Annotated in this window: 19 protein-coding genes; 8 read left to right on the top strand and 11 right to left on the bottom strand. The window is 62.9% G+C overall.

The genetic code is table 11. From position 1 onward, the window contains the following. Positions 1-352 precede the first annotated feature (352 nt). The 6 genes from ACL58G_RS03925 (at position 353) to ACL58G_RS03900 (ending at position 9,552) form a co-directional block, all read left to right on the top strand. Positions 353-1,336 (top strand): glycosyltransferase family 2 protein, encoded by a 984-nt coding sequence (locus ACL58G_RS03925; protein ID WP_440965281.1) that lies wholly within the window; start codon positions 353-355, stop codon positions 1,334-1,336. Between the two features lie 332 nt (positions 1,337-1,668). Then, a complete protein-coding gene (locus tag ACL58G_RS03920; protein ID WP_413341117.1) occupies positions 1,669-2,958 on the top strand; it encodes a nucleotide sugar dehydrogenase in 1,290 nt (429 codons plus the stop codon). A gap of 262 nt (positions 2,959-3,220) precedes the next feature. Continuing rightward, on the top strand, positions 3,221-4,603 hold the full coding sequence (locus ACL58G_RS03915; RefSeq protein WP_440965279.1) for a TIGR03013 family XrtA/PEP-CTERM system glycosyltransferase: 1,383 nt from the start codon (positions 3,221-3,223) through the stop codon (positions 4,601-4,603). Between the two features lie 31 nt (positions 4,604-4,634). Next, positions 4,635-6,737 carry an XrtA/PEP-CTERM system histidine kinase PrsK gene (gene prsK / locus ACL58G_RS03910; protein WP_440965277.1) on the top strand — a complete coding sequence of 701 codons (2,103 nt, stop codon included), beginning with the start codon at positions 4,635-4,637 and terminating at the stop codon, positions 6,735-6,737. Positions 6,738-6,748: 11 nt separating this feature from the next. Beyond that, positions 6,749-8,110, top strand: coding sequence for a PEP-CTERM-box response regulator transcription factor (gene prsR / locus ACL58G_RS03905; RefSeq protein WP_413341112.1), 1,362 nt, complete (start codon positions 6,749-6,751; stop codon positions 8,108-8,110). Continuing rightward, a complete protein-coding gene (locus ACL58G_RS03900; RefSeq protein ID WP_440965275.1) occupies positions 8,107-9,552 on the top strand; it encodes a right-handed parallel beta-helix repeat-containing protein in 1,446 nt (481 codons plus the stop codon). Before prsR ends, ACL58G_RS03900 begins: the two co-directional genes overlap by 4 nt. Here ACL58G_RS03900 and ACL58G_RS03895 read toward each other — a convergent pair. From ACL58G_RS03895 to ACL58G_RS03865, 7 genes are all read right to left on the bottom strand, one after another. Further along, positions 9,527-10,393, bottom strand: coding sequence for a hydrolase 1, exosortase A system-associated (locus ACL58G_RS03895; protein ID WP_440965273.1), 867 nt, complete (start codon positions 10,391-10,393; stop codon positions 9,527-9,529). The genes ACL58G_RS03900 and ACL58G_RS03895 overlap by 26 nt on opposite strands. Then, the gene (locus ACL58G_RS03890; RefSeq protein WP_440965271.1) at positions 10,383-11,246 is read right to left on the bottom strand and encodes a hydrolase 2, exosortase A system-associated; all 864 of its coding nucleotides are present in this window, start codon (positions 11,244-11,246) and stop codon (positions 10,383-10,385) included. Before ACL58G_RS03890 ends, ACL58G_RS03895 begins: the two co-directional genes overlap by 11 nt. Next, on the bottom strand, positions 11,243-11,494 hold the full coding sequence (locus ACL58G_RS03885) for an acyl carrier protein (protein ID WP_413385930.1): 252 nt from the start codon (positions 11,492-11,494) through the stop codon (positions 11,243-11,245). Before ACL58G_RS03885 ends, ACL58G_RS03890 begins: the two co-directional genes overlap by 4 nt. Positions 11,495-11,545: 51 nt before the next feature. Then, entirely contained in the window at positions 11,546-13,006 is a 1,461-nt protein-coding gene (locus ACL58G_RS03880; RefSeq protein WP_413380638.1) for an oligosaccharide flippase family protein, read from the bottom strand. A 36-nt stretch (positions 13,007-13,042) separates the two neighbouring features. Beyond that, positions 13,043-13,966: a hypothetical protein gene (locus ACL58G_RS03875; protein ID WP_413380636.1), complete on the bottom strand. Its 924-nt coding sequence runs from the start codon at positions 13,964-13,966 to the stop codon at positions 13,043-13,045. Positions 13,967-14,023: 57 nt separating this feature from the next. Continuing rightward, positions 14,024-15,130, bottom strand: a complete 1,107-nt coding sequence (locus ACL58G_RS03870; RefSeq protein WP_440965269.1) for a glycosyltransferase family 4 protein — start codon at positions 15,128-15,130, stop codon at positions 14,024-14,026. 117 nt (positions 15,131-15,247) lie between these two features. Further along, positions 15,248-16,390 carry an acyltransferase family protein gene (locus tag ACL58G_RS03865; protein WP_440965267.1) on the bottom strand — a complete coding sequence of 381 codons (1,143 nt, stop codon included), beginning with the start codon at positions 16,388-16,390 and terminating at the stop codon, positions 15,248-15,250. 262 nt (positions 16,391-16,652) lie between these two features. On the opposite strand from ACL58G_RS03865, the gene ACL58G_RS03860 reads away from it, so the two are divergent. Beyond that, positions 16,653-17,663 carry a polysaccharide deacetylase family protein gene (locus ACL58G_RS03860; protein ID WP_440965266.1) on the top strand — a complete coding sequence of 337 codons (1,011 nt, stop codon included), beginning with the start codon at positions 16,653-16,655 and terminating at the stop codon, positions 17,661-17,663. Here ACL58G_RS03860 and ACL58G_RS03855 read toward each other — a convergent pair. The 4 genes from ACL58G_RS03855 to ACL58G_RS03840 form a co-directional block, all read right to left on the bottom strand. After that, entirely contained in the window at positions 17,617-18,687 is a 1,071-nt protein-coding gene (locus ACL58G_RS03855; RefSeq protein ID WP_440965264.1) for a GNAT family N-acetyltransferase, read from the bottom strand. The genes ACL58G_RS03860 and ACL58G_RS03855 overlap by 47 nt on opposite strands. Further along, positions 18,684-19,910 carry an aminotransferase class I/II-fold pyridoxal phosphate-dependent enzyme gene (locus tag ACL58G_RS03850; RefSeq protein WP_440965262.1) on the bottom strand — a complete coding sequence of 409 codons (1,227 nt, stop codon included), beginning with the start codon at positions 19,908-19,910 and terminating at the stop codon, positions 18,684-18,686. The genes ACL58G_RS03855 and ACL58G_RS03850 overlap by 4 nt, the downstream gene beginning before the upstream one ends. A 55-nt stretch (positions 19,911-19,965) precedes the next feature. Next, on the bottom strand, positions 19,966-21,015 hold the full coding sequence (locus ACL58G_RS03845; RefSeq protein WP_440965260.1) for a hypothetical protein: 1,050 nt from the start codon (positions 21,013-21,015) through the stop codon (positions 19,966-19,968). 217 nt (positions 21,016-21,232) lie between these two features. After that, the gene (locus ACL58G_RS03840) at positions 21,233-22,453 is read right to left on the bottom strand and encodes an acyltransferase family protein (RefSeq protein WP_440965258.1); all 1,221 of its coding nucleotides are present in this window, start codon (positions 22,451-22,453) and stop codon (positions 21,233-21,235) included. Positions 22,454-24,724: 2,271 nt separating this feature from the next. Here ACL58G_RS03840 and ACL58G_RS03835 point away from each other — a divergent pair. Further along, on the top strand, positions 24,725-25,882 hold the full coding sequence (locus ACL58G_RS03835) for a hypothetical protein (RefSeq protein ID WP_413380618.1): 1,158 nt from the start codon (positions 24,725-24,727) through the stop codon (positions 25,880-25,882). Positions 25,883-26,100 lie beyond the last annotated feature (218 nt).

Genomic DNA, 26,100 nt, shown 5'->3' with positions numbered 1-26,100 from the left:
CCCCCGGCGCTGCTACTACTTGGCACGCAAGATAAAGTTGCCTATTGACCCAGTTGGCCAACGTTATGGCAACATCGCGGATGGGCTGGCATTTGTCGTTCGAAAGTTCTAGCTGAGCTGTTAGTGTGCCAAGATTGTGCCAATAAAGATAATGTCTCGAATAAATATAGTGCTTATCTATGGCTATTTTGGGGCCTCCGAAGCCAAGGGTCGTAGGTTCGATTCTCACCAGCCGCGCCATGCCTTCCTGTCTCCCCGCACACCGTAGTGCCCGTTTCCTTCCGGATTTGCTGCAAATGTGTCAACATCCGACACTGCAGCCGATTTTCCAGCCATTTCAAAGAGGACGACGATGAGCGCCAAGGTTTTTGTGGTGATAGTGACCTACAACGGATCCAAGTGGGTGACCCCGTGCTTTTCCAGCCTGCGCAAGTCGACCGTGCCGCTGCACACGATCGTCATCGACAACGGATCCAAGGACGACACGCTGGCGCGCATCGCGGCCGAATATCCGGAAGTGGAGGTCGTCGCTACCGGAACGAACCACGGGTTTGGCAAGGCCAACAACATTGGCATGGAAATGGCGTACCAGCGCGGCGCGGACTATGTCTTCCTGCTCAACCAGGATGCCTGGATCGATCCGGACGCGGTGCAAAAACTCGTCGAGGCGCACCAGCGGCATCCCGCCTATGGCGTCATCAGCCCGATGCACCTGAACGGCGCCGGCGACGGTCTCGATTACGGCTTTTCGAACTACATCGCGCCGAACAAATGCCGAGGCTTGTACTCGGATCTCTTCCTCGGCCGCATGAAGGACGTGTACGACGTCGGCTTCGTGAATGCCGCCGCGTGGCTGGTGACGCGCGCATGCCTGGAACAGGTGGGCGGCTTCAGCCCGTCGTTCTTCCACTACGGCGAGGATGACAATTACACGCAGCGCCTGCAGTTCCACAAACTGAAACTGGGCGTCCTGCCCACGTCGCGCATCTATCACGACCGCGAACAGCGCCCGCCCAGCAAATTCTTCGAATCGGGCGAAACCTTCCGGCGCGAAGTCATCGCGCGCAGCTCGAACCCGAACACGCATTTCTCCTTCGGCCGCGAATGGGTGTCCGTGTTCGCCCACCTCGGCTATGCGCTGGCGCGCGTGAACATGCAGGACGTTAAGCTGCAGCTGGCCAAGATCCGTCTGCTGGCCGGCATCGACAAGGCGGCCATCGCCGCCAACCGCGAGCGCAGCAGGACCGGCCGCGCCGCCTTCCTCGATCTCGACGCCGGCAATGTCACCGCCTACCCGAAAGACATAACATTACGACAAGTTACGAGCGCTCAATAACCGCGCTTACAACACTCCGGGACGTAAGGACAAGGTATTGCTTGCCTGTTTAGACCGCAGCCACTTATTCTGCTGTTCTCGGAACGTTTCGATTCATGCGCACGGTATGTCTTGTTGCTAACTTGTAATCGATAAAATGTTATTATCTCATCAGCACGGCGGTGAGGATTCGTGAAAATTCGATGGGCTCCCACGATGTGAACGTTGGTCTGCAAACGACGATGGCACAAGGCGCCGTTGTCGGCAAGGCGAGTTGACTCGTCGAGCGGGCAGACGTTTTTCCGTGCTGACTCAAAGTTATCGTAATAGCAACCAAGCGGAACGGAATCAATATGAAGCCAGACGAGGTCATCGCAGTAGTGGGATTGGGTTACGTAGGTTTGCCGCTGGCTGTCGAGTTCGGCAAGCTCGGCCCGACGATCGGTTTCGATTTGTCGACGACAAAGGTCGAGAGCTACAAGAAATTTGTCGATCCCGCCGGTGAGGTGTCGACTGAGCAATTGCGTTCGGCGCGCCACCTGAGCGTCACTACCGACCCGGCCGCGCTGGCCAAGGCCGATTACATCCTGATCGGCGTTCCGACCCCCGTCGACATCGCCCACGTGCCCGATTTCGCGCCGCTGATCAGCGCCAGCGAGACCGTCGGCAAGCACATGAAGCGCGGTGCGATCGTCATCTATGAATCGACCGTGTATCCGGGCGCGACCGAGGAAGTCTGCATCCCCGTCCTGGAAAAATTCTCCGGCATGAAGTGGAAGGATGGCTTCCACGTCGGCTTCTCGCCCGAGCGCATCAACCCGGGCGACAAGGAACACACGCTGACCAACGTGATGAAAGTGGTGTCCGGCGACGACGCGGAGACGCTGGAACGCGTGGCGGCCATGTACGAGACCGTCGTCAAGGCCGGCGTGCATCGCGCGTCCAGCCTGAAGGTCGCGGAAGCGGCCAAGGTCATCGAAAACACCCAGCGCGACCTGAACATCGCGCTGATGAACGAACTGGCGATTATCTTCGACAAGATCGGCATCGATACGCTGGAAGTGCTGAAGGCCGCCGGCACGAAATGGAACTTCCTGCCGTTCCGCCCGGGCCTGGTGGGCGGCCACTGCATCGGCGTCGACCCCTACTACCTGACGCACAAGGCCGAGATGATCGGCTACCACCCGCAGGTGATCCTGGCGGGGCGCCGCATCAACGACGGCATGGCCAAGTTCGTGGCCGAAAAGACCGTCAAATCGATGATCTCGGCGGGCTTCCACGTCAAGGGTTCGAAAGTCAACGTGATCGGCCTGACGTTCAAGGAAAATTGCCCGGACCTGCGCAATTCCAAAGTCGCGGACATTGTGTACGAGCTACAGTCTTACGGTGTCGAAGTGCACGTGCACGACCCGGTGGCCGAAGCGGACGAAGCGCAGCATGAATACGGCATCGCACTGGAGCGCTGGGAAGACCTGCCGAAGGGCGATGCCCTCATCGTTGCGGTGCCGCACAAGGAAGTGCTGGCGCGTTCGCTGACGGATTTCCAGTCCAAGCTGAACGACGGCGGCTGCTTCGTCGACGTCAAGGCCCAGTTCGATCCGAACGGGATCCGCGAGGCTGGCTACTGCCTCTGGCGTTTGTAATGTATCGCCGGCATCCGCAGCTGCGGATGCCGTGACTATTCGATGGGTCGTGCCGAGGGCAGGCCGCTTGGACCCCCGAGCCTTGCCGTTTTGCATGTGATGATGACAATGACAGTTCCAGGCTATTTCCGGCCTTGTTTTATTTCCCTGAGTCAAGAACTTTTGGGAACGCGCACGCGTATCCCGGCTCGACTATTGGTTGTGCAAATCAGCAATAACAGCTACACCGGAGGCAATTGTGCTTAGGATTTCTAATCACTATGTGTCGAAGATCGTATTCGTCCTTCTGTTCGTCGAAGTGTTGGTGCTGCTTGGCGCAGCCTACATCGGCGCGACGGTGCGGTTCATGGAACTTGGACAGAACGCGTCCCTGCCCAACCTCGACCATCACTTCTTTACATCCGCCATCGCATTCACCGCCGCGATCATCTTCAGCATGAGCGCCATGGGCATGTACCAGCTCGACTTCAACGAAGGCCTGCGCCATCCGTTCTTCATGAAGCTGATGCCCTCGTTCCTGATGGGCTTCCTGATCCTGACGCTGGTGTTCTACGTGGCGCCCGACCTGTATTTCGGCCGCGGCATCATGGCGCTCGTGTTCGGCATCGCCGCGGGCGGCATCTTCCTGGCGCGCATGGTGTTCTTCAAGTCGTCCGAGCTGCGCTTCCTGGAAACCCGCATCCTGTTCCTGGGCAGCGGCCCGCTCGCCAAGGAATGCAGCGACCTGGCGATGCAGAGCACCAGCTACCACCGCTACAACATCGCCGGCTTCGTGCCGACGCCGACCGAGGAATTGTGCGTGCCGGGGACCAGCCTGCTGAAGTCGCGCGAGGGCGAATCGCTCGTCGCGCTGGCGCGCCAGTACAACGTCGAGGAAATCGTCGTCTCCGTGCAGAACCGCCGCGGCGGCTTCCCCATCAAGGATCTGCTCGAGTGCAAGCTGCAGGGCTTCAAGGTCACCGACGCCGCCACCTTCTTCGAGCGCGAGACCTGCCAGATCCGCGTCGATTCGCTGCAGCCGTCGTGGCTCGTGTTCGGCGGCGGCTTCGACCAGAGCTTCGTGCGCACGTTCATGAAGCGCAGCTTCGACATCGTCTGCAGCCTGATCATCATGGTGCTGACGCTTCCGCTGATGCTGCTGGCGGCGCTGGCCGTCAAGCTGGAAGACGGCGGTCCCGTGTTCTATTCCCAGGAACGGGTCGGCAAGGATGGCGCCGTGTTCTTCGTCCACAAATTCCGCAGCATGCGCACCGACGCGGAAAAGGGCGGCAAGCCGCAATGGGCGCAGCAGAACGACCCGCGCATCACGCGCGTCGGCAATTTCATGCGCAAGACGCGTATCGACGAGCTGCCGCAGGTGCTCAACGTGCTCAAGGGCGACATGTCGTTCGTGGGGCCGCGCCCGGAGCGCCAGTACTTCGTCGACCAGCTGATCGAAGTGGTCCCGTATTACAACGTGCGCCACAGCGTCAAGCCGGGCATCACCGGCTGGGCCCAGGTACGCTACGGCTACGGTTCTTCGGCCGAGGACGCGCTGCAGAAGCTGCAGTACGATCTGTACTACGTGAAGAACAACAGCCTGTTCCTGGACGTCCTGATCCTGATCGACACCCTGAAGGTCGTCCTGTTCCGCAGCGGACGCTGATGTTCCCTGCGGCCGCATCGTGCCCAGTAACGTGATCAATATCGCTGCTTCCTGCTACGCACTGGCCGCCATCGGCTTCCTCGCACTGGGCCTGTCGGTCCTGTCGGGCTGGCACGGCCGCGTCCAGCGCGGCACGCTGAGCGCCGCCTGCCTGGCGACGGCCGCGTGGGCCGCGGCGCTGGGCGTGGATGCCGCCCGGGAGATCCTGTGGAACACGGGCACGGCCGCGCTCGAGGTGCTGCGCGACGGCACCTGGTCGCTGTTCCTCGTGGCCCTGCTCGGCGACTGGCGCAGCGACGCGGACGGCCAGCCGGCGCGCCTGATCCTCGGCCGCTTCCCCGCGCCGCGCGCGGGACTGCTGGCGGCGGGCTACGTCTATCTGCTGCTGCTGACCGGCGTCGGCGTCGCCCACTGGGACAACGACCTCCTGCCCGTGCTCGGGCTGCCGCTCCTGATCGGCTATGTCGGCCTGTCCGTGTACGGCATGCTGCTCGTCGAGCAGGTCTACCGCAACAAGACCATCGAAGAGCGCTGGGCGATCAAGTTCGCCTGCCTGGGCATCGGCGGCATGTTCGCCTACGACTTCTACATGTACAGCAATGCGCTGCTGTTCCGCAAACTGAGCGCGGACCTGTGGACGGCGCGCGGCTTCGTCAACGCGCTGACGGTGCCGCTGATCGCGCTGTCGATCACGCGGCGCAAGTCGTGGACGACGTCGTTCGCCGTGTCGCGCCGCGTCGTCTTCCATTCGGCCGCGCTGTTCGGTTCCGCGATCTACCTGCTGGCCATGGGCACGGTCGGCTACTACCTGCGCTACGTGGGCGGCAGCTGGGGCACGGTGATGCAGACGGGCTTCCTGTTCGGCGCCATCTCCCTGCTGGGCGTGATCCTGTTCTCCGGCACGGCGCGCTCCTGGCTGAAGGTCTCGATCAGCAAGCACTTCTACCGCTACAACTACGATTACCGCGAAGAGTGGATGCGCTTTACGCGCACGCTGTCCGAGCGCGGCCCGAACCTGGGCGAGCGCGCGATCCAGGCGCTGGCCGTGCTCGTCGAAAGCCCCGGCGGCACCTTGTGGCAGCGCGATGCCGGCGGCCGCTTCACGGCGATGGCGGGCTGGCCGACGGTCGACACCCACGTGAGCGAGCCGGCCAACGCGCCGTTCTGCCGCTTCCTGGAAAGCACGCAGTGGGTCGTCGACGTCGACGAATACGTCGAGCGCCCCGACAAATACGAAGGTCTCGCCTTGCCCGGCTGGCTGCTGGACTCGCCGCGCCGCTGGCTCGTCGTGCCGCTGATGCTGCAGGAAAAACTGTTCGGCTTCGTCGTGCTGCAGCGCGCGCGCAGTCCGGTGAAACTGAACTGGGAAATCATCGACCTGCTGGAGATCGCCGGCAGCCAGGCCGCCAGCTACCTCGCGCAGGAAGACGCCGCCAACGCGCTGATGGTGGCGCGCCAGTTCGAGTCGTTCAACCGCATGTCGACGTTCGTCGTGCACGACCTGAAGAACCTCGTCGCCCAGCTGTCGCTGATGAACGCGAACGCGGAGAAGCACAAGGACAACCCCGAATTCCAGCGCGACATGCTGGAGACGCTGAACCACTCCGTGCAGAAAATGAAGCTGCTGCTGCAGAAGCTGTCGCGCAGCGAGAATGCCGACAAGCCGCAGCCGCTGGCCGTCGATGACGTCGTGCGCCAGGCGCTGGCCCTCAAGAGCGCGTTCGAGCCGCATCCGCAACTGCTCGTCGAGCAGGCGGGCCTGTGCGTGCTGGCCGACCGCGAGCGCCTGGAGCGCGTGCTGGGCCACCTGATCCAGAACGCGATCGAGGCGACGCCGCGCGACGGCAACGTGATGGTCCGCGTGGCCCTGCCGGCCGGCGGACGCGAAGACGCCGTCGAGGTCGAGATCACGGACACCGGCGAAGGCATGACCGAAGAATTCATCCGCGAGCGCCTGTTCAAGCCATTCGACTCCACCAAGTCGGCCGGCATGGGCATCGGCGTGTTCGAAAGCCGCGAATACATCACCGAGCTGGGCGGGACGCTGGACGTGACCAGCCAACCCCGACTCGGTACCACGTTCAAGGTCGTCCTGCCGCTGCACCGCGTCGCGGCCGCCGCGACGATCGCCTGAAAGAAGACACCATGACCCAACAAAAACCCAAGCTGTTGATCATCGAAGACGATCCAGGCCTGCAGAAACAGCTGCGCTGGAGCCTGGACGCGTACGACGTGGTGGTGGCCGGCGACCGCGAGGCGGCGCTGGCGCAGATCCGCCGCCACGAGCCGGCCGTCTGCACGATGGACCTCGGCCTGCCGCCCGATCCGGACGGCTCCACCGAAGGCCTGGCCACCTTGCAGCAGATCCTGGCGCTGGCGCCGGACACGCGCGTGATCGTCCTGACGGGCAACCAGGACCATGCCAACGCCGTCAAGGCGATCGGCATGGGCGCCTACGATTTCCACCAGAAGCCGGTCGATCCGGAAGTGTTGAACCTCGTGATCCAGCGCGCCTTCTTCCTGCACAACCTGCAGGAGGAAAACCGCCGCATGCAGCAGTCGCAGGCCGACTCGCCGCTGGCCGGCGTGATCTCGCGCGACCCGGGCATGTCGAAAGTCTGCCGCACCATCGAGAAGGTGGCGCCGACGTCCGCGTCCGTCATGCTGCTGGGCGAATCCGGTACCGGCAAGGAGGTGCTGGCACGCGCCATCCATGCGCTGTCGCCGCGCGCGAAGGAGCGCTTCATGGCGATCAACTGCGCGGCGATTCCGGAAAACCTGCTCGAGAGCGAGTTGTTCGGCTACGAGAAGGGCGCCTTCACGGGCGCCGCCAAGCAGACCAAGGGCAAGGTGGAGCTGGCCCACGGCGGCACGTTCTTCCTCGACGAAGTCGGCGACCTGCCGATGGCGCTGCAGGCCAAGCTGCTGCGCTTCCTGCAGGAGCGCGTGATCGAGCGTATCGGCGGCCATGACGAGATCCCCGTCGACGTGCGCATCGTCTGCGCGACGCACCAGAAGCTGAAGGACTTGTGCGCGCAGGGCCGCTTCCGCGAAGACCTGTATTACCGCCTGTCCGAAATCGTCGTGACGATCCCGCCGCTGCGCCAGCGCGAGGGCGATGCGGCGCTGCTGGCCCATCACTTCAAGAACAAGTTCTGCGCGCAGGAATCGCGCGCGTCGCTGCACTTCGCGCCGGACGCGCTGGCCGCGATCGAAGCCTACCAGTGGCCCGGCAACGTGCGCGAGATGGAAAACTGCATCAAGCGCGCCGTCATCATGGCCGACGGAAACACCATCGTCGCCGACGATCTCGGCCTGCCCGACACGGGTGCCGAGGAAGAGCCGTTGAACCTGCGCCAGGTGCGCGACGAAGCCGAGTACAAGGCCATCGCCCGCGCGCTCGCGCGCACCGACGGGAATATCGTCAAGGCGTCCGAGATGCTGGGCGTCAGCCGGCCCACCTTGTACGACCTGATGGGACGCCACGGCATCAAGGCCAGCGCGTGACGGCGGCCAGGCTGGCGCGCCGCGGCCTGCTCGCGGCGGGTGTACTTGCCGTCGTCGCGGGCGGCGTGCTGCTGGCCGCCATCGACCACGTCGGACGCGCGCCGCGCACGCTCGCGCCGTACATCGAAAAACGCAGCAGCGGCCACAATCCGCTCATCGAGAACACGGGCCGCCGCGTCGCCGCCATCCTGACCTCGCTCGACCGTGGCAGCGCCGCCGCGCCGCCTGCGCGGCTGGCGCTCGCCGCCGGCGCCCAGCCGCGGCCCGTCGGGCAGGACGGCGCCGGCATCCAGGTCGCCACGCCCGAGGCCTTGCGCGCGGCGCTCCTGCAGGCGTCTCCGGGCGACGTCATCACGCTGGCGCCGGGCACCTACCGGTTCCAGGGCAAGAGCATCGACGTACCGCGCCCCGGCCGGGCCGATGCGCCCATCGTCGTGCGCGCGGCGCAGCCGGGCACCGTGCACATCGAACTCGAGACGCTCGAGGGCTTCGTCGTCGGCGCGCCGTACTGGCGCTTCGAAAACCTGAACATCGACGGCGTGTGCCGGGCCGACGACGACTGCGAACACGCCTTCCACGTCATCGGCAACGGCCACCACTTCGCGAGCGTCAACAACACGATCCGCGACTTCAACGCGCACATCAAGATCAACGGCGCCGGCGGCCGCTTTCCGGACGACGGCCTGATCGAACACACGACCCTCACCGCCACGCGCGCGCGCGCGACCGCCAATCCGGTGACGCCCGTCGACCTCGTGGCGGCCAGCGGCTGGACGCTGCGCGCGAACCTGATCACCGACTTCGCCAAGCGCGACGGCAACCAGGTCAGCTACGGCGCGTTCGCCAAGGGCGGCGGCAGGAACAACGTCTTCGAGCGTAACGTCGTGTGGTGCGAACAGATGCTGCGTGGCCTGCCGGGACAGCGCGTGGGCCTGTCGCTGGGCGGCGGCGGCACGGGGCACGAATTCTGCCGCGACGGCCGCTGCATCACGGAACAGGAGGGCGGCACCCTGCGCGCCAACCTGATCGTCGGCTGTTCCGATGCGGGCATCTACCTGAACAAAGCGGCGGGGAGCAAGGTCTTCGACAACACGCTCGTCGACACGACCGGCATCGACGTGCGCTACCCGGCCAGCAGTGCCCAGGTGGACGGGAACCTCGTCGACGGTCCGATCCGCGCGCGCGACGGCGGCATCGTGCACCTGGGCGACAATCGTGAGGCGCCGCTGTGGCGCGCCTACCTGGGCAGCCATCCCGTGCGCGGCCTGTTCCGCGCACCCGAGACCGGCGATTTCGCCTGGCGCGCCGACGCGCCGCTGCGCGCCGAGGCGGATGAGGGAGAACGGCCGGCGGACGCGCTCGACCTGTGCGGCACGCGCCGCGGCGCGCCTGCCGTGTACGGGGCCTTCGCCCGCTTTACGGCGTGCCTGGCAACGCCTTGACCCATTCGCGGGTCCACTCGGCCACCTGGTCGCGCCACGCGCGGCGCGAGAACGTGTGGTCGGCCTCCTCGAGGCGGCGCCACGTCACGCGTGGCGTGGCCAGCAGGCGTTTCCAGGCCGGCGTCGAACCGGCCACGTCGCAGAATTCGCGGCCCGTCAGGTCGGCGCCGCCGATCACGAGCAGGGTGTCGCCCTTGAACCCGTGCAGGCCCTGGCGCATGCGCTCGGGCAGCGGGGCCGGTTCGTCTTCCGACGCCGGGCGCCCCGCCGGTCGGCTTGAAAGCGCGGTGCGCACGAGTTTCAGCATCGACGACAGCGAGCCCGCGTAATCGAACTGTCCGCGCGCCAGCTTGCGCCAGAATTCCGGGTTGCGCAGGCGGTCGCGGTAATGGTGTTTCAACGTCGTGCGGGCGACGCTGTCGTCCGTGCGCACCCAGGGGTTCAGCAGCACGAGGCCGCGCACGCGCGCATCGCCCGGCGCATACATCGCGGCCGCCGACGCGCCGTCGCACAGGCCCCACAGCACGATGTCGGTGAGACCAGGCACGGCTTCGACGAACGCGTCGAGCGCGGCGCGGATGTCGTCCTGGATCGCTTCGAAATCGCGTTCCTCGCCGTCGCTGTCGCCCATGCCGCGGTAATCGAAGCGCATCGCGGCGATGCCGTGGGCGGCGAGATGGCGCGCCAGCAGGGCGAACTGGCGGTGGCTGCCGATGCGGTATTGCGGACCGCCGACGACGATCAGCACGCCGCGCGTACACGCCTGCGCCGGCACGGACGCGATCCCGACCAGCGCCGCGTCGCCGCAGCGGAACGACAGGGCGCGTTCGTCATACGACATGGGCGCGCTCCAGGGTGGCGTCGACGGTCGCGTCGAGCAGGGCCGGACAGGTCGAGATGGCGGTCGTGGCCCAGAACGGCGCGCCCGTGACCGTGTGCACGTGCAGTTGTGTGCCGCGTGCTTCCCAGGCCGCCTTGACGCGCGCCGCGGCCGGTCCCGGCGCCTGCCCAGGTGCGCCGAGCACCTCGAACCAGTGCACGGGCACGGGCGGCAGCATCGCGTCGGGCGCGGGCAGGGCGTCGATGGCGCGCGCCAGTTCGGGCGTGAGATCGTAGCCCGCGATTTCCAGCGTTTCCCCGGCCTGCAGCGCGGCGCGCAGCGCCTTCGTGCCGCTCTGCGCGGCCGCGTCTTCTCCCAGCATCGCGTTCGCGGTGCGCAGGCGCAGGAACTGGGTCAGGTACGTGGATCCCGCGGCCACCGGCTGCCACAGCAGCATGGGCGCGAGCGGGACGTCCGATGTGCGCGCATGGTCGAGCGCAAAGTCGAGCGCAAGCAGGGCGCCGAGGCGCAGGCCCCACAGCGTGAGCGGGGCGTCGACGCGCGCGCGCAGCCAGGCGGCGCCCGTGTCCAGGTCCTGCTTCCACAGGTCCCAGCGGGCGTCCGCGAAGTCGCCGGCGCTGTCGCCGGTGCCGAGCAAATCGATCTGCAGCACGCCAACCCCGTGCGCGGCCAGGCGGCGCGCGCCGAGGGCGGCCATGCGGCGGGTGCGGTTGAGTTCTTCGGCGAACGGCGGCACGTACAGGACGGCGCCGCGGCAGGGGCCCGCGGGCCGGTGGAACAGGCAGAAGCGCCGGTCCGCGCCGCTGCCGAGGAAGAACGGTTCCGTGTCCACCTCGGCCCGGTCCGGTGTCATTCGGCGCGTTTCGCGGCCACGAAGCCGGCCAGGCTGCCCAGGGTTTCGAAGGTGCTGGCGCTCAGGTCGTCGTCGTCGATGGCGATGCCGAAGCGCTCTTCGAGGGCGCCGATCAGGCTGACGACGGCCATCGAGTCGAGTTCGGGCAGGCTGCCCAGCAGGGGGGAGTCGGCATTGAGGCGCTGGCCGGCATCGCCCAGGCTCAGCACGTCGATCAGGGTCGCTTTGACTTCGTCGAGATACGTCATGATGGTCATTCGGTTCAGTAAGCGCCACGCCACGAGAGGGCGAGCGGTCGATTATACATTCGGGCGCAACAGGGCCAGCCGGGCTTTCAACGGTGCGGCCAGGCGGTGCACTTCGCCCACCAGTTCGTGGCGCGTGGCGCGCAGCAGGAGGTACCAGGCCAGGGCCAGCGGCAGCATCATCACGAGCAGCCGCGCCATGGCCGGGATGGACGCCGGCAGCAGCGCCGCCAGCAGCCAGGCGACCGCGCCGGTGCCCGCCGCCACGACGGCGCTGGGCAGCAGGGCGCGCAACATCATCGCGGTCGTGAGGCCGAAATACCGGCTCTGCTGGATCGCGGTGACGGGGGCGCTGGCGACCGTTGCGAAGAACAGCGCCCAGGCGAATCCGTTCAGGCTGCCGTCGAACAGCAGCACGCCGAACAGGATGCGGGTCGCCAGGGTGACGACGACCGGGAACGCGCTCAGGTACGGCTTGCCGATCGCGGTCACCGCCATCGGGATGTAGTTGAAGGCGAGCGTCACGACGGCGGCCAGCACGAGCGGCAGGATCGCCGGCACGCACTCGATCCATTTGGCGCCGTACAGCGCGACGACGACGTCCTGGCCCAGCACGGCCGTCAGCGCCAGCGCGGTCCAGCCGACGCCCGTCAGCAGCAAGGTGGAACGGGCGAGGATCGGCGCCAGCGATTCGCCCTTGTGATACGTCTGGGCCAGATACGGGACGGCGCCGTAGTTCATCGTCGAACCAGCCACGTAGCTGAAGATCGACACCGTGGAGTTCGCCCGGCTCAGCAGGCCCACGTGGCGCGCCGAGCCCAGTTTGCCGAGCAGGATATCGGGAATCGAGTTGTTCAGCGTCGTCGCGCAGTTCGTCACGAGCGAGCCGACGCCGAAGTGCGCCACGCTCTTCCAGTGGCGGAAGCCCGGCAGCCACGGCATGCCTTTCGGGCGCAGCGGCACGTAGGCGATGCCGCAGGCGACGATGTTGATCAGGTTACCCCAGGCCATCGACATGGCGCCGTGGCCCATCTCGCCGAGGATCAGCGTGCTGGCGCAGAAGCATACGGTGCCGACGACGTGGACGACGGCCTGTTTCTCGGCCTCGTAGTGACGGGCGAGCAGGGCGCCCGTGACGGTGCCGAATGGGATGAACACGAAGCCGATGGCCAGCACGCGCATCACCGGCACGATGCCCGGTTCCTTGAACCACGTGCCGAGCCAGCCGCTGGCCGCGAACAGGGCGGCGGCGATGACCCACGACGTCGTGAACACGACGCCGGTCGCCGAGCGGATCTTGTCGTTGTCGAGATCCGGTTCGCGCTGCAGGTAATAGCTGACGCCGAAGTCGCGGAACACCTGGGCGAAATTCACGAACACGACCGTCATCGAATAGATGCCGATCTCGCTCGGGCTCAGGATCCGCGCCAGCAGGATGCTGACGATGAACTGCAGGACCTTGGTGCCCGACGTCGCGAAGAAATTAATGACCAGCGAACGACGCAAATCTGCCATGACAACGCAACCGGGGAGAGAAAAACGCGCCGGGTATCAGGCCGGCGCGTTGGAGATCAGGTGGATGGCCTGGCGCGACGTCGTCTTGTACTTGTTATTGATGAAGCGCATCGGTCCGATGAAGTGGAAGAACGCCGTCTCCGCCGTGGCGCAGTCGGGCGTGCCGTATTTCGGGAACGGCAGCGATTTCGCGGCGAACGCGTTCGCCACCAGGTAGTTCGAGGTCACCTGTTCGGTACCCCAGCGTTTCCAGTCCTCGCCCAGCTTGCCCGTCATGCGGCGCGAGAAGTCGAGCAGGTTGTCGCGCATCGTCGTCGACGGCGGGAACCCCGTGAAGCCGGAGCAGCCGCGCACGTAGCGGGCATCGCCCGGCAGGCCGACGTTGGCCATCTCGGCTTCCGACAGGGTCTGGATGTGCGCGCCCGGCTTCACCTTCGGCAGCGCGTGGGCGCGTACCGCGTCCAGCGGGCGGATCGGCGTGTCCGGGATTTCGCCGAGCACGAAGCCGGCGCCGGTCTGGATGGCCTGCAGCACCTCCGGGATCGGCTGCATGGTCAGCGTATCGGCATCGAGCTGGACGACGTAGCTGTCCAGCGCATAGCCGGAAATCGCGAACAGGCGCTCCCAGGTGCCGCCGCGCGGAATGTCCGGATGCGTGAATTCGCCCGCTTCGCGCAGGATCACGTGCGGCAGGTGGTGCTTCAGCACGGCGCGGTCGGTCTCGTCGATCGACGGATCGCACACGACCACGATGCGCGACGGATTCAGGAAATGGGTAAACGACTTGACCGCGACCAGGTAGGAATGGACGTCGCGCTGGTGCACCATCGACAGCAGCGTGAAGGGCAGGTCGCCGCGCTTGACGGGGCGGGTGTCCAGGATCTGGCGTGCGACTTTCTGGTACTGCCATCGGAAATAGTCTCGCCTGACGCGCTGGACCACCCTCTCGACTAAAGACATTCCTCGGGACTCCCTTTTCTGCTGATCGAATTCAAAGCGGTTGCGTTTGCTGGGCAATCATAGGAACCGCGCAATGTGTGCAGCGAACTCCTTGCTTTGACGCACAACATTATATGCGGTATCGACGTGCGCACGCGCGTAGTTACCATGCATTTTTGTCATTTCCGGATCGTCGACATAGCGCAGCACGGCCTGGGTGAAACCCGCGAAATCGTCCAGGCCGATCACGGCGCCGGTCTTGCCGTCGAGGATCGTTTCCTTCGGGCCCAATGCCGCGCTGGCGACGACGGGGATGCCGCATGCCATGGCCTCGACGATCGCATTGCCGAAGCTTTCGCGCTCGGCCGCGTGCACGAGCAGGTCGGCGGCGCGGTAGTACGGCACGAGGTCGTTCTGGCGGCCGGCGAACACGCATACATCGGCGAGGCCGAGTTCCTGCGCAAGCTGTTTCCATTGCGCGGCCGGCGGACCGTCGCCCACGTAGATGAAGCCGATGCGCTTGGCCGGGCGCGCGTCGATGACGTCGCGCACCACTTGCAGCAGCCGGTCCACGCGTTTTTCCGGGCGCGCCTGCGAAACGGCCAGGATCCAGAAGCGATCGGGGTCCAGGCCCAGCTGCGCGCGTGCTTCGTTGCGGTCGCCTGGATGAAACTTCACCGAATCGACCGAATTGCGCATCAGGACCACCTTGTCGCGCGGAAGCTTCTGGTAATTCAGCAGGAAGTGTTCCTGGGCGACGGAATTGGCGAGGTGCAGGTCGTGCTGCTGCAGGCGCAGCACGCGCCGCAGCAGGAATTTCGCCACTTTCTTGATAGCGCCGTCCCGCTGGCGCGGGTCGAAACTGTCGTTTTCCGTATTGATCGTGCGCACGCCCAGGCGGCGCAGCAGGTCAAGGCACACGGTGTTCGACAGCGCGCTCATGAACACCATGACTTTTACATTATGGGTGCGCACGAATTGTTCGATCGCGGCCCGTCCGGCCGGCGATGTATCGTAGCAATCCAGTTCGACCGGTTGCAAATTCTTCGGCTGGTAGCTGGGATTGCCGGTCAGCTTGGGAAACGCCATGTACACGTTCGCCCGTTCACGCAGGTCGGCACTTGCCCGGTCGCGCACGGCGGCGGTGAAATTCCATACGTACCCCGTATCGTCGGGATAACGCATGGTGAATACGATTCCTGGCTTGTCCGCTGCGGCCACCCTGTTCTCCGGCAATTTTGTTCGGCCGGCTTTAGTTTCACTTTGACAACAACCGGCGCGAAATTATAGCCTATTGATAAGCTATCTAAAATGCAACACTTGTAACGTGCGCGCCTCGGCATGCTTCTTTGGCCCCAAGAAGTTCCTCAGCGGCAATTCAAAGAACCGGTAGCTCATGTGCGCCAGCAACAGGATGGCGGCTTCGAACAGCACGAGCGCGGCGACGAAGAACAGGACCGGGTGGTTGTGGAAGAACGGCAGCGCCCGGGCGGCCGCGCCCAGGGCTTTTGCAAACACGTGCAGCAGCAGGCTGTGCCACAGATAGATCGAATACGAGATGTCGCCGATCCAGACCAGGACCGGATGATGCAGCCAGTGGCCGCCGCCGGTTCCCACGCTGGCCGCGACCACGAGCGCGCAAAAGCCCACGAAGGCGAGCATGTCGGCATACGGCGACGGTACGAACAGCAGGACCAGGAACACCGCGGCCAGCGCGCCGTTGGCGGCAGCGTCGGCGAACGATGCCATGCGCCGGTGCCGGACGATCGTATACAGGCACGCGCCGGCGCAAAATCCGATCAGGCAGCGGAAGAATGCGAAACCGACCGTCAGGTTCGCGCTGCCGAAATGCATGGCCAGGAATGCGAACAGCCCGAGGATGACCGGCAGGGCGAGCATCGCCGCGGTTTTCGAGAAATAACGGCGGGCCAGCGGAATCGCAAACGGGAACACGATATACGTCCACCACTCGACGCTGATGGACCACGAAGGCTGGTTCCACGTCGTGTGGTTGAAGAATCCCATCGCGTGCAGCAGCAGCAGGTGGGCGGTAATCGACCAGTCAGGATTTTCCTGGGCCTGCTTGATCCCGATGGTGGCCAGGCCGACATACACGAGCAGCAACAGCAGGTGCAGCGGATAGACGCGCGCGAACCGCGCGCGCAGGAACCGCATGTAGCTGCCGGGCCTGACGGCATCCGCGAAATGCCTGCCGTACGCATGGCTCATCACGAAACCGCTCAGGACGAAAAAGAAATCCACGAACAGGTAGGTGTGCAGGGCAAAATCGCGGAACAGGGATCCCTGCTGTAAAGCGGGGAACACGTCGCCCCAGATGACGATCAGGTGCGCCAGCACCGTGCACAGGGCAGCGATACCCCGGAGGGACGTCAGCGCATCGAATTTGAAATCGGATACCGGATTTTCGTTTTTTGCGGGCACCATGGATTCCGATTCTTTCGTTGATTGTCTGTACAGCGGCCACGACCGCAAGTGTAGCAGCGGGCGCCGCCTGAGCTGCCATATTCTTACGCAGGTGTTGTAATGAAATCATCTTGTTCAGCCAGGTTCCGATTGCCGCACGGTTGATACTTAACAATAAGCTGTTGTGCTAGGATTGCAACATTTTTAGCGGCATCAACAAGAACGCCCGACGGCCATACTTATCGTGGCAACGTCGGGGGCATGGGACGCAAGAACGCAAGTAATGTTAACAAAAGCTCAGCATGTGCCGGCACAACTGGCACCCGGACAGCGTCCAGTCCTGCTCGTGATCGTCGACACCGAGGGCGAATTCGCCTGGGACCAGCCGTTCAATCGCAGCGCGATCGGGACGACCTCGATCGCCAGCCAGCCGCTGATGCATGCGCGCGTGTTCGACGAGTTCGGCATCCTGCCCACTTACATGGTCGACTGGCCGGTCGCCACGACGCCCGGCGCGGTCGCGACGCTGCGCCGCCTGCTCGATGCGAAGCGCTGCGAGATCGGCGCCCACCTGCACCCGTGGGTCTCGCCCCCGTACGAAGAAGCGCTGTCGGATTTCAATTCGTATGGCGGCAACCTGCCGCGCCAGCTCGAATACGACAAGCTGCGCCTCCTGACCGAAACCATCGCCGACGCGTTCGGCCGCCAGCCGCTCGCATTCAAGGCCGGCCGCTACGGCCTCGGTCCGCACACGGCCGAGTCGATCGCGTCGCTCGGCTACGAAGTCGATGCGAGCGTCGTCCCCTACAGCGCGTTCACGGAAGACGGCGGCCCGGATTTCCGCACGTTCGACGAGCACCCGTTCTGGTTCCAGGCGGGGCGGCGCGAACTGCTCGAATTGCCGGTCACGACCGGCTACTGCGGCTGGCTGCGCCACGTCGGGCCGCGCCTGTACGACCTCGCCCAGCGCCGCTGGGCACGGCGCCTGCGCCTGGGCGGCGTGCTGGCGCGCTCGCGCGCGCTCGAGCGCGTGCGCCTGAGCCCCGAAGTGGCGTCCGGCGCCGAGATGCGCCGCCTGACCAAGGCGTTGCTGGCCGGCGGCTGCCAGGTCTTTTCGCTGACGTACCACAGCCCGTCGATGATGCCGGGCCACACGCCGTACGTGCGCTGCGAGGCGGACCTCGAGCGCCTGATCACGACGGTGTACGATTACTGCGCGTGGTTCCGCGACCGCGTCGGCGGCGAGTTCATGAGCCTGTCGCAGTTGCGGCAGGCGCTGGCGGCGCAGCGCTGACGTCATCCGCGCGGCGTGCCGCCAGCGCATGCAGGCGGCCGAGCCACGGCCAGCGGTAGCCGTTCAAGTGATACATCGTGCGGATCTCGTCGGTCCAGCGGGTGTGCCATTCCATCACCCGTCCATAGAATTCGATGCGCTCGAACCGGCCTTCGTCGAACAGGCCGCGCGTCGCTTCCTCGCGCATCAGCAGGGCCGGCGACAGCTGCGGACCGAGTGCTTCGTCATAGGCCGTCTTGAGGATCACGATGCAGCCGCCGCCTTCGACGCACAGGTCCATCGCGGCCAGGCGCGGGCCATCCGGGCCGTCGAACCAGTAGCGGTAGACGCTGGCCGCATCGCGCCGCGCGAACGCTTCCAGCATCGCGCGGTAGAAGCGGCCCTGGTCGTTGTCGGCCGCGACGGCGGTGCCTTCGGACGCCTTCCAGCCGCTCGTCTCCAGCCGGCCGTAGTCGGCGACGGCAGCGGCCATCAGCGCGGGATCGCGCACGGTCTCCAGGCGCGTCGCGATGCCGTCCTGGCGCAGGCGGTTGCGCTGCTTTTTCAGGTTGTTGCGCAGGTTCTTGCCGCGCGCGTTCCAGTAGTCGTCGAAGGACCCCTGCAGCGTGATCCGTGCCGTCTCGATGTAGTCGAAGCTGTGCGGCCCGGCCGGGCGTGCCGTCAGCATCGGGTCGCACTGCGTGAGGCCCAGCATCAGCGCGGGACCGGGCAGGGCGCGCAGCAGATCCGCGAGCAGGCCGTCGGCGGGACGGGTATCGCGCTGCAGCCACAGGCCGACGGGCGCCTGCGCGGGCTGGAACGTGTTCCACACGCCGGGGCGGCCGGGGGTCACGATCGTCATCGCGTCCGTATCATCGCCCCGGCCGTGCCAGGCGAGCAGCTCGTGGCCCGTGCCGAACACGTCGAGCAGCGGCTGCACGAAATCGGCAGCGAGCAGCGGCGATGCGGCGCCGGCCGCGTGCAGGCGCTGCCAGCGGGGGGCGTGCCGCGCGAAGTCGCGCGCAGGGACGACAGTCCAGTTCATGCGGGCACCGCCGCGCAGGTTTCCAGCGCCTGGCGCACCTGCGCGTGCAGCCACGCGCGTTCGCCGTCGTCGAGCGCCTGGTGGCACGGGAAGGCGATCAGGCGCCGGCCCAGGTCCGCGCTGTTGGCGCACACGCTCACGTCGACGCCGGCCCACAGCGTCGCGCCGAAGCGCGTCATCGGCACGCCGGCGCGCAGCAAGGCGTCGAACACGGCCTGCGGCCGGTCGACGAGCAACGGGAACATCCACGGACAGGCGCCGTCGGGCAGGCTTGAATAAAGCGGGCGGCAGCCGGGCACGCCGTCCAGCGCGCGCTGCAGGTCGAGGTAGTTGCGCCGCCGCCGCGCGACGATGCGCGCGGGCGACACCGCGCGCAGCACCGCGCGCGAAAACCAGGACGAGCGCTTGTCGGCCCAGCGCGGATCGAACTCGAAGCTGCTGTCCGACGATGACGGCGCCAGCGCGGGCGCCGTCGTGCCGCCGCTCTTGTTGGCGCTTTTGCCGCCGCGGGATTTCAATGCACCCCACAGCGCGCTTTTCGCGCGCAGCGGCAGCGCGAGCAGCATCCGCAGCACGGGCAGGCGGCCGTAGGCGAACGCCGTTTCGAGCGCGTTCAGCGCGGCCTTCATTTCGAAGCCGGCGCCGGCGCCGTGCAGGGCCACGTCCAGCCGGTGCCGGCGCGAGACCAGGCAGCCGCCTTCGTAGATCGGGAAGAATTTCATCGTGCTGCCGATCGCGTAGTCTCCCACGCTCCCCACCGCGACACCGTCGCGCGCACCGAAGAAGCAATGGGCGCAATCTTCGACGAGGCCGATGCCGTGCCGGTCGCAGAGCGCGCGGAGCAGCGTGAGGTCGTGCGGGATGCCGAAGAAATGCGTGGCGAGGATCGCCTTGACCCGTCCCCTGGCGACGTGCGCTTCGATGTCGGCCAGGTCCGGCGCCGTGTCCGGCCGCACGCGGTAGAACGCGACCTCGGCGCCGCACCAATGCGCGGGCGGGACCATCGACGGGCTGTGATAGGCGGGCACCAGCACGACGTCGCCGTCACCCACGCCGAGCGCGCGCAAGGCGAGGCCGATGGCGACGCGGCCGCTCGTGACGAGGCGCGCGTCCGCCCCGTCCAGCAGCGACGGCAGCGCGCCGCGGCGCCCGCCCGAGAATGCGGCAAGCGACAGCACGGGAACGGGAGGAATGGCGCGGCGGACGGGAGCTGTTGACGTCATGCATTTAATATAACATGCGGCCCCGTTTCCGTGCCCCCGGCACGGCCCTGGAATCTCAGGCGCAGGCCTCGACGTCGACCACGGCGCTGGCGTCCTGGTGCTTCAGGCGCCACATGGCGTAGTTGTCGTAGACGGCCTGCTCGACCATGCGCGGCACGGCCTTCAGCAGGCTTCCCTTGAGCAGGACGTTACGCGACGATTCGGCGCGCATCGGCATGGCGGCGGCGGCGGCCAGGCCATCCGTCGCGAACCGGTCGGTGTTCTCGCTCAGGAATTTGCAGAGCCGGGCCAGGCGGCGCTGGTTGACGCGATGGCGGCGCATCCGGGACATCTGCTGGTCCGAGGTATACACGTACTCGAACGGATGGGTGAGGATCACGACCTGCTCGACGCCTTCGCGGTGCGCCTGCTCCAGCAGCATGCGCGTCTCGGCAAAATTGCTGCCCGTGATCGTCAGGCTTTTGAGGTGGGTCTTGCCGGGCACCTTCCAGTCGCGGAAGGTCAGGATCGGACATTCGATCACGCCATGGCGTTCGTGGCGTCCGCTGTACAGGCGATAGTTCTCGTCGCCGCTGTCGAACACGGCCACGCCGACATGGGAACTGTAAGGAATCCCCGCGCGGGCCTGGGCGCGATACAGCGCGTCGTCATGGTGCAGGCTCCCGCTGCGGAACACCGTCGGCGCCGGCAATCCCCACGTGTGGAACGTCTCGAGCCCGTACTCCATCAGTTTGAGCGATTCGTCTTCGGCGCGGCCATAAAAGGCGTCGATGCCGGGCCGCGTGCGCACGCGCGCGCGTTCGCGCCAGTCTTCGTGCCGGAAGACGGTCCAGCATGGATGCAGGTGCAACTGCACGTCGTGTCCTGCCAAATGCAGTTTTTCGGCGATGTCGCGCATGGGGTCGCGATGGAAGTAATGCCGGTTCAGAACCTCGACGAAAAAGGTCGCCGTGATCCCGTACTGCGCGAAGCAGTCGAGCATATAGCCCAGGCCATGCGATTTGTAACCGCTCACGCACCAGACCCGCTGCTCTGCGACCGGGCACACCGTCTGATCGCGAAACGCGCCCGCGATGCTGAACTCGGTGTCAACGGTGATGGACACTTGGGTACGCATATTGACACCAGGGAAATTTGCTTAAATTCAGCATATATACGCCGGTGTAAATACACAAGTTACGGTTATGAAATGAAGAGAGTGCGGTGTGAAAACAACAAATTTGCTGAAATGTATTTAAAAGCGAAATATCGACACATGCGGGGTGCATGCAGATGCATGCCTGGTACAGGTCAATGAGGTGGGGTGAAAGAAGGCCGACCTGTCAGATGTCGAGGCGTCGCTCGTGGTCGCTGGTCGCCAGCGGTGCGGCCATGGGATAGTCCGGGACGATGGGGACGTCCTTGCCGTGTGCCGACTGTGCCTTATCCTTTTTCAATAACGTTTTCAGGATCCTGGACAAGACAAACTTCAGGGGTTCGCATTTCAGGGACAACCATGTCGCCGCAACGAATGGAGCGATATAGATGGCCAGAACGTAGAACATGCCTTGGGGGACCTGGGCGACAGCCAGGAGGGCCTTGCAGAAGTACATCAAAGGATAATGGAAGAGGTACAGGCCGAAGCTCGTTTCCGCCGTCGTACGGACGAGGCGTACCGTTGATTCGGAAGGGCTCCTGAAAACCCGTTGCATGCGGGCGAAGCCGTAGATGTTCAGTGCGATGAGGAAGCCCACGACATAGCTCTGCGGCCAGAAATTGATGCCCCATGACTTCAGATTGGCCAGCGGGTAAGCGATCGGGAGAGCGGTAAAGATCTTCGATCCACCCATCATGACGTAAAGGGTGAGGCATACGATGGAGACAAGCAGAGCACCAAGGCCCAGCCGAGTCCTGTCCGCTGACACGTGTTTGCGCAGTAAATGGAACAGACCTACGCCGAGCAGCCATACCGGGAAGGCGATGATGATGCCGGGCCCGGCAATACACATCACGAGACCTGCCATGGCAACGCGCTGCCATCCACGGAAATAGATCAGCGTCGCAAAAATCGCGTAGTACCAAAATTCATACGACAAAGACCAGAACGGCCCGTTCGTTCCCAGCCAGATATCCAGGAACCAGATTTCGTTGAGGAACAGCGCTGTGATGCCGGACGCCGCAATCCATTTGTAGGCCGGATACGGCTGCATCGGCGCATATGCCGACAACGCAAGCCATTGACCCACCGTATCGAGGACGAGGGTGAGGAGAATTGCCGGCAGAGCGACCGACCACAGGCGGGCGAAGCGTGCAATGAAATAATCGACGATGTCCCGGCGTTTGCCGGTCGAAGAAAACGCGATCACGAACCCGGACAGTACGAAAAACACGGCGACGCCCAGGCCGCCATAGGTGCCGAAGAACGGGAGTTTGTAGTGGGAGAAGTGGCCAGCGTGGAAGAGATAGACCATCAACGCGGCAAAATACCTGAGCAGGTCCAGATACACCGACAGATTCGGTTGCAACACGTTCGACGAGTGAGAAAAAGTTGCTTTGTTTTCCATTATTCTGCCGTTGCGGGTCAACGTGACCGGCAGCGCCGGCTGGTCAAGACTGCGTACGATACCGGTTTTGTCGAAGGAATGTCATTAGTTATTAAGTTTGCAATATAAACGTTCTTATTGTGTCAGTTTGCGATATCATGCTTCCTGATGCCTCTATGAGGTTTTTTCGTATCTTTCGAGCTAATCGGGTTCCATCCGCTCGCATGTTTGCGGTGCCTTGTCGGCAGGTCTGTGGATGGTTTGAGTTGCACGATCCGGCAGTGTTCGATGGGGTGTCGGTCTGCTTGCCTGGCCTCTTCCGGTTGTGATGGGCTCGTCAAGCCACTCGGCGGCGATGAGCATGCAAAACTATGCCGAGCCCCCAAGCCAGCATAAGGATTGATCACCGCAGGTTTCCGCGCCGGAAATACATGCATGTTCATGAGACGTGGGCGCGCTGTCGGGCGAATCGCGCTGCGGCAACCGACCTGCTCGAGCATCACCGCGGCTAGCACACGCCCTCGTTACCTCCACGCAGGACAGGCTTTCATCCGCAACGTGCGAACACCTCAAGTCCGCTTATCGCGCGAGCTGGTAGGTCATTGATGCGTTCAGGCTCATCCTCCGGCTACGCCCATGGTGGTGCCATCAACGCACATTCCTTGCTCGAACAGAGCGACCTCATGGCCGTCGCGCATCCGAGACCGCGGTAGAGGCGCGAACGTGTTTGGTTGTCGGGCTCGACTATCGCACCCAAGACTGTAAAGTCCACGTCCAAAACCTTTTAATTCAATCCCTTATCCTCATTTCTCTTTCCGCAAACCGTAGGATATTTGGCTCATATCTCCCTATGAAAGGTGCTTAACATGCTCCGCTTTGCGAAAGAATTTTCGTTAGTTTGCCGGCTTCACTAGCTTGCCTTTTCGATAGCGAACATAGTGTTTCGTCATCGCGGCCGTCGAGTGGCCGATCTGGTCCTGGGCGGCTACGATGCCTTGCGAATCCTCTTTGTCTGTTGCCACTTGCCCTGAGATTTGGGAATTGAAACGCCTCGATCTCGGTTGCCATTTCTAGCTGCGAAAGCAGAGATGTGACAGGACGACTATAAAAATCCTGCTCTACTTCAGATACTTATCTTAAATATTGACATCAGATCATTCACATGAGAAATTAGTGCATTTCACCAACATGTATGTGCAGCATGGAACTCATCTCGTGCAAGCATTGCAGCGCCAATGCGAAAGACGCAACTGAGTGCCCCTCGTGCACAGGTACGCGTCTAAGAACGAACGTACAAAACATTTGCGTACCCGCAGTGCTTGCCGTGCTTCTTTGCGGACTCGATCTGGTTATCGAATCGCCGCCTGAGGTACAGCATACCGCCCAGCAAAGGGCCCTCATTGACTCATGCTGGGCTTGGCAGAAAACATTAAACTCGGCCTCCGAGAAGGACACGTCAGCGCAAAAGTGCTCCGAGATGGAAGAAGAGTTTAAAGTCATGCACGATCAGACCCTATGAGACATCTGCGCAGCATGTTCATCATGCCGCACCTGCCAACACGTAGTTCCGGCCTGACTTAGCGCGAAACCGCGAATAGGCGACATCGTGGATGTGCTATCGGCGCCAATCGATCCAATTGACTGCTCTGCACAGACTCGCCGTGGCGACGATCTTATAAACGCGCTCCAACCGGCGGCGTGCTCTGTTTGCTGTCGACTCCTTCGCGACTGCAACACGGGCCCATACCTCGCTCATTGCATCGGTAATTTCCATCGCGGCGTATCTGCTTGGCCAGCCGGGCTTCAGCGGACAGGGTATTCCGAAGACCAGCGCTTCAATGCGAGTGGCGTCTTTACCTCTCTCCCGCCTTATAAATAGCGCAACAACGTCAACTTTTGCGGCACTCTCGGGCCTCTTTTTAAGCATCTTATAAAGGTACTGTCGATTTTCTGATCCTAAAGATCTAGCCTTCGAATGTCGGGCAAAAAATTTGTAACAATCTAATATTCATTAATGTCAAATATTTTTCAAAATCAGCTAATTTTACATTATTTTTTAACGTTCTTATATTGTCGAATGGCTAGGGCCGATGTTTGATTTGAGGGGGCAGCGTAAACTTATTTTTGCTTGAAAGTAGAGGTGCCATGTTACAATAAATCGTTTTTATTTTTGCAAGTGTCGGTCGATCTGTTAACTTGGCGTAGAGATTCTACGTCACATTGTGATGGCCATTTGGCCGGGTTCGAGACGGTATTTTTCAGCCATGAGCGTGGTAATCAGGCCTGCGGCTCATGCAAACCAGTTTAGGCGACGTATTCATCGATATGTATAAGACTCGATTAGCCATCAATTCCCGCTGGGTTTCATATACCCTTCTTCTGGTCCTGTACTGGATAGCTGCAACTGCGAGCATGTCGGGATTTATTGGGAAATGGGCGCTGCGCGACTCTGCGCCTACGTACGGTATCGAGCAGGTATTTGATAACACTGCAATCAAGCCGTTCGCTTATCGTATATTGTTGCCGACGGTCGCAAATGTTGTAGACCGTATTGTTCCTGCCAATGTAAAAGCGTATGCGGTTGACAAACTTGGCCCCTATCGGACGTTTACCAGAGCGACTTCATCTGTAAAACCCAGTTATGCTTTTCGTTACATTGTTGTAATGCACTTATGTCTCGGACTTTGTCTCGCAAGCTTGTTTGTTTTGCGTGAGGTACTGCTTGAGCTAAAGTTTAGCATGCAGACAGCGACGTCGATACCGGTCATATTTGTGCTTGCTTTCCCATTTATTCAGACTATCGGTGGGTATTTCTATGATTACGCAGAGATGTTCTTTTTTAGCGCGGCAGTGCTTTTAGCGTTGCGTAATCAATTGTTGCTCCTCTGTTTGATGGCAATTCCCGCGACATTGAATAAAGAGGCGTTCTTCTTTTTTCTGCCGACTCTTTACCCTTTCCTTCGTGCGCGTTCGTCAAAAAAAGCCGCTATTTTGATCCTGGCAGGGGCAGTCGGCATCTCGGGATTGGTAAATGCAATAGTGAAGTGGGTGTACCTCGATGCTGGGGGCGGCGCTGCACATTTCCAATTTTTCGACAATCTCCATAAATATTTGTTGCCAACTACATACGCGCAATTGGAGGTAACCTATGGTTTTGTTGGGCCAAGCGGTGCTTTCATTGGAACGTTGTTTGTCATCGTTGCTGTAATTCTTCGGGGATGGCCGACCTCTCCGGCGAAGGTTCGAGCCCATCTTTTAATCGCGGCCATCGTCAATTTTCCCTTATTTCTGCTGTTTTGTGCACCTGGAGAGATGCGTAACCTGAGTCTTCTCTTTGTTGGATTTGTCGTGCTCATCGCTAGTACGGTAGAGCAGCCATTGGACCGGGGTCTTGCAATGGATCAGGCTGAGGAGGGTGATAAAAAACCATTATCGACGGCCGATGTTTGATGCAACCTGGTAGCAATAAACTTCTGCAAGCTTTCGTATATTTTCGTTCAATTTGCAAGATTTACGATGACTTCCTTACGCTATACAACAAGTAATCATTGCTCGTCACTCTGACGCGGACTTACGAGGGCAATGACACGACGACCGTCCTTTAGTGGTCGATATTGACGGTACATTAACGCCATGTCAACGGCGATTGAAAACTGATACAGATTTCG

The sequence above is a fragment of the Massilia sp. GER05 genome (assembly GCF_052056005.1).
GTDB classification, from domain to species: domain Bacteria; phylum Pseudomonadota; class Gammaproteobacteria; order Burkholderiales; family Burkholderiaceae_D; genus Telluria; species Telluria orientalis.
This window is presented reverse-complemented; position numbering and strand designations above follow the sequence as displayed.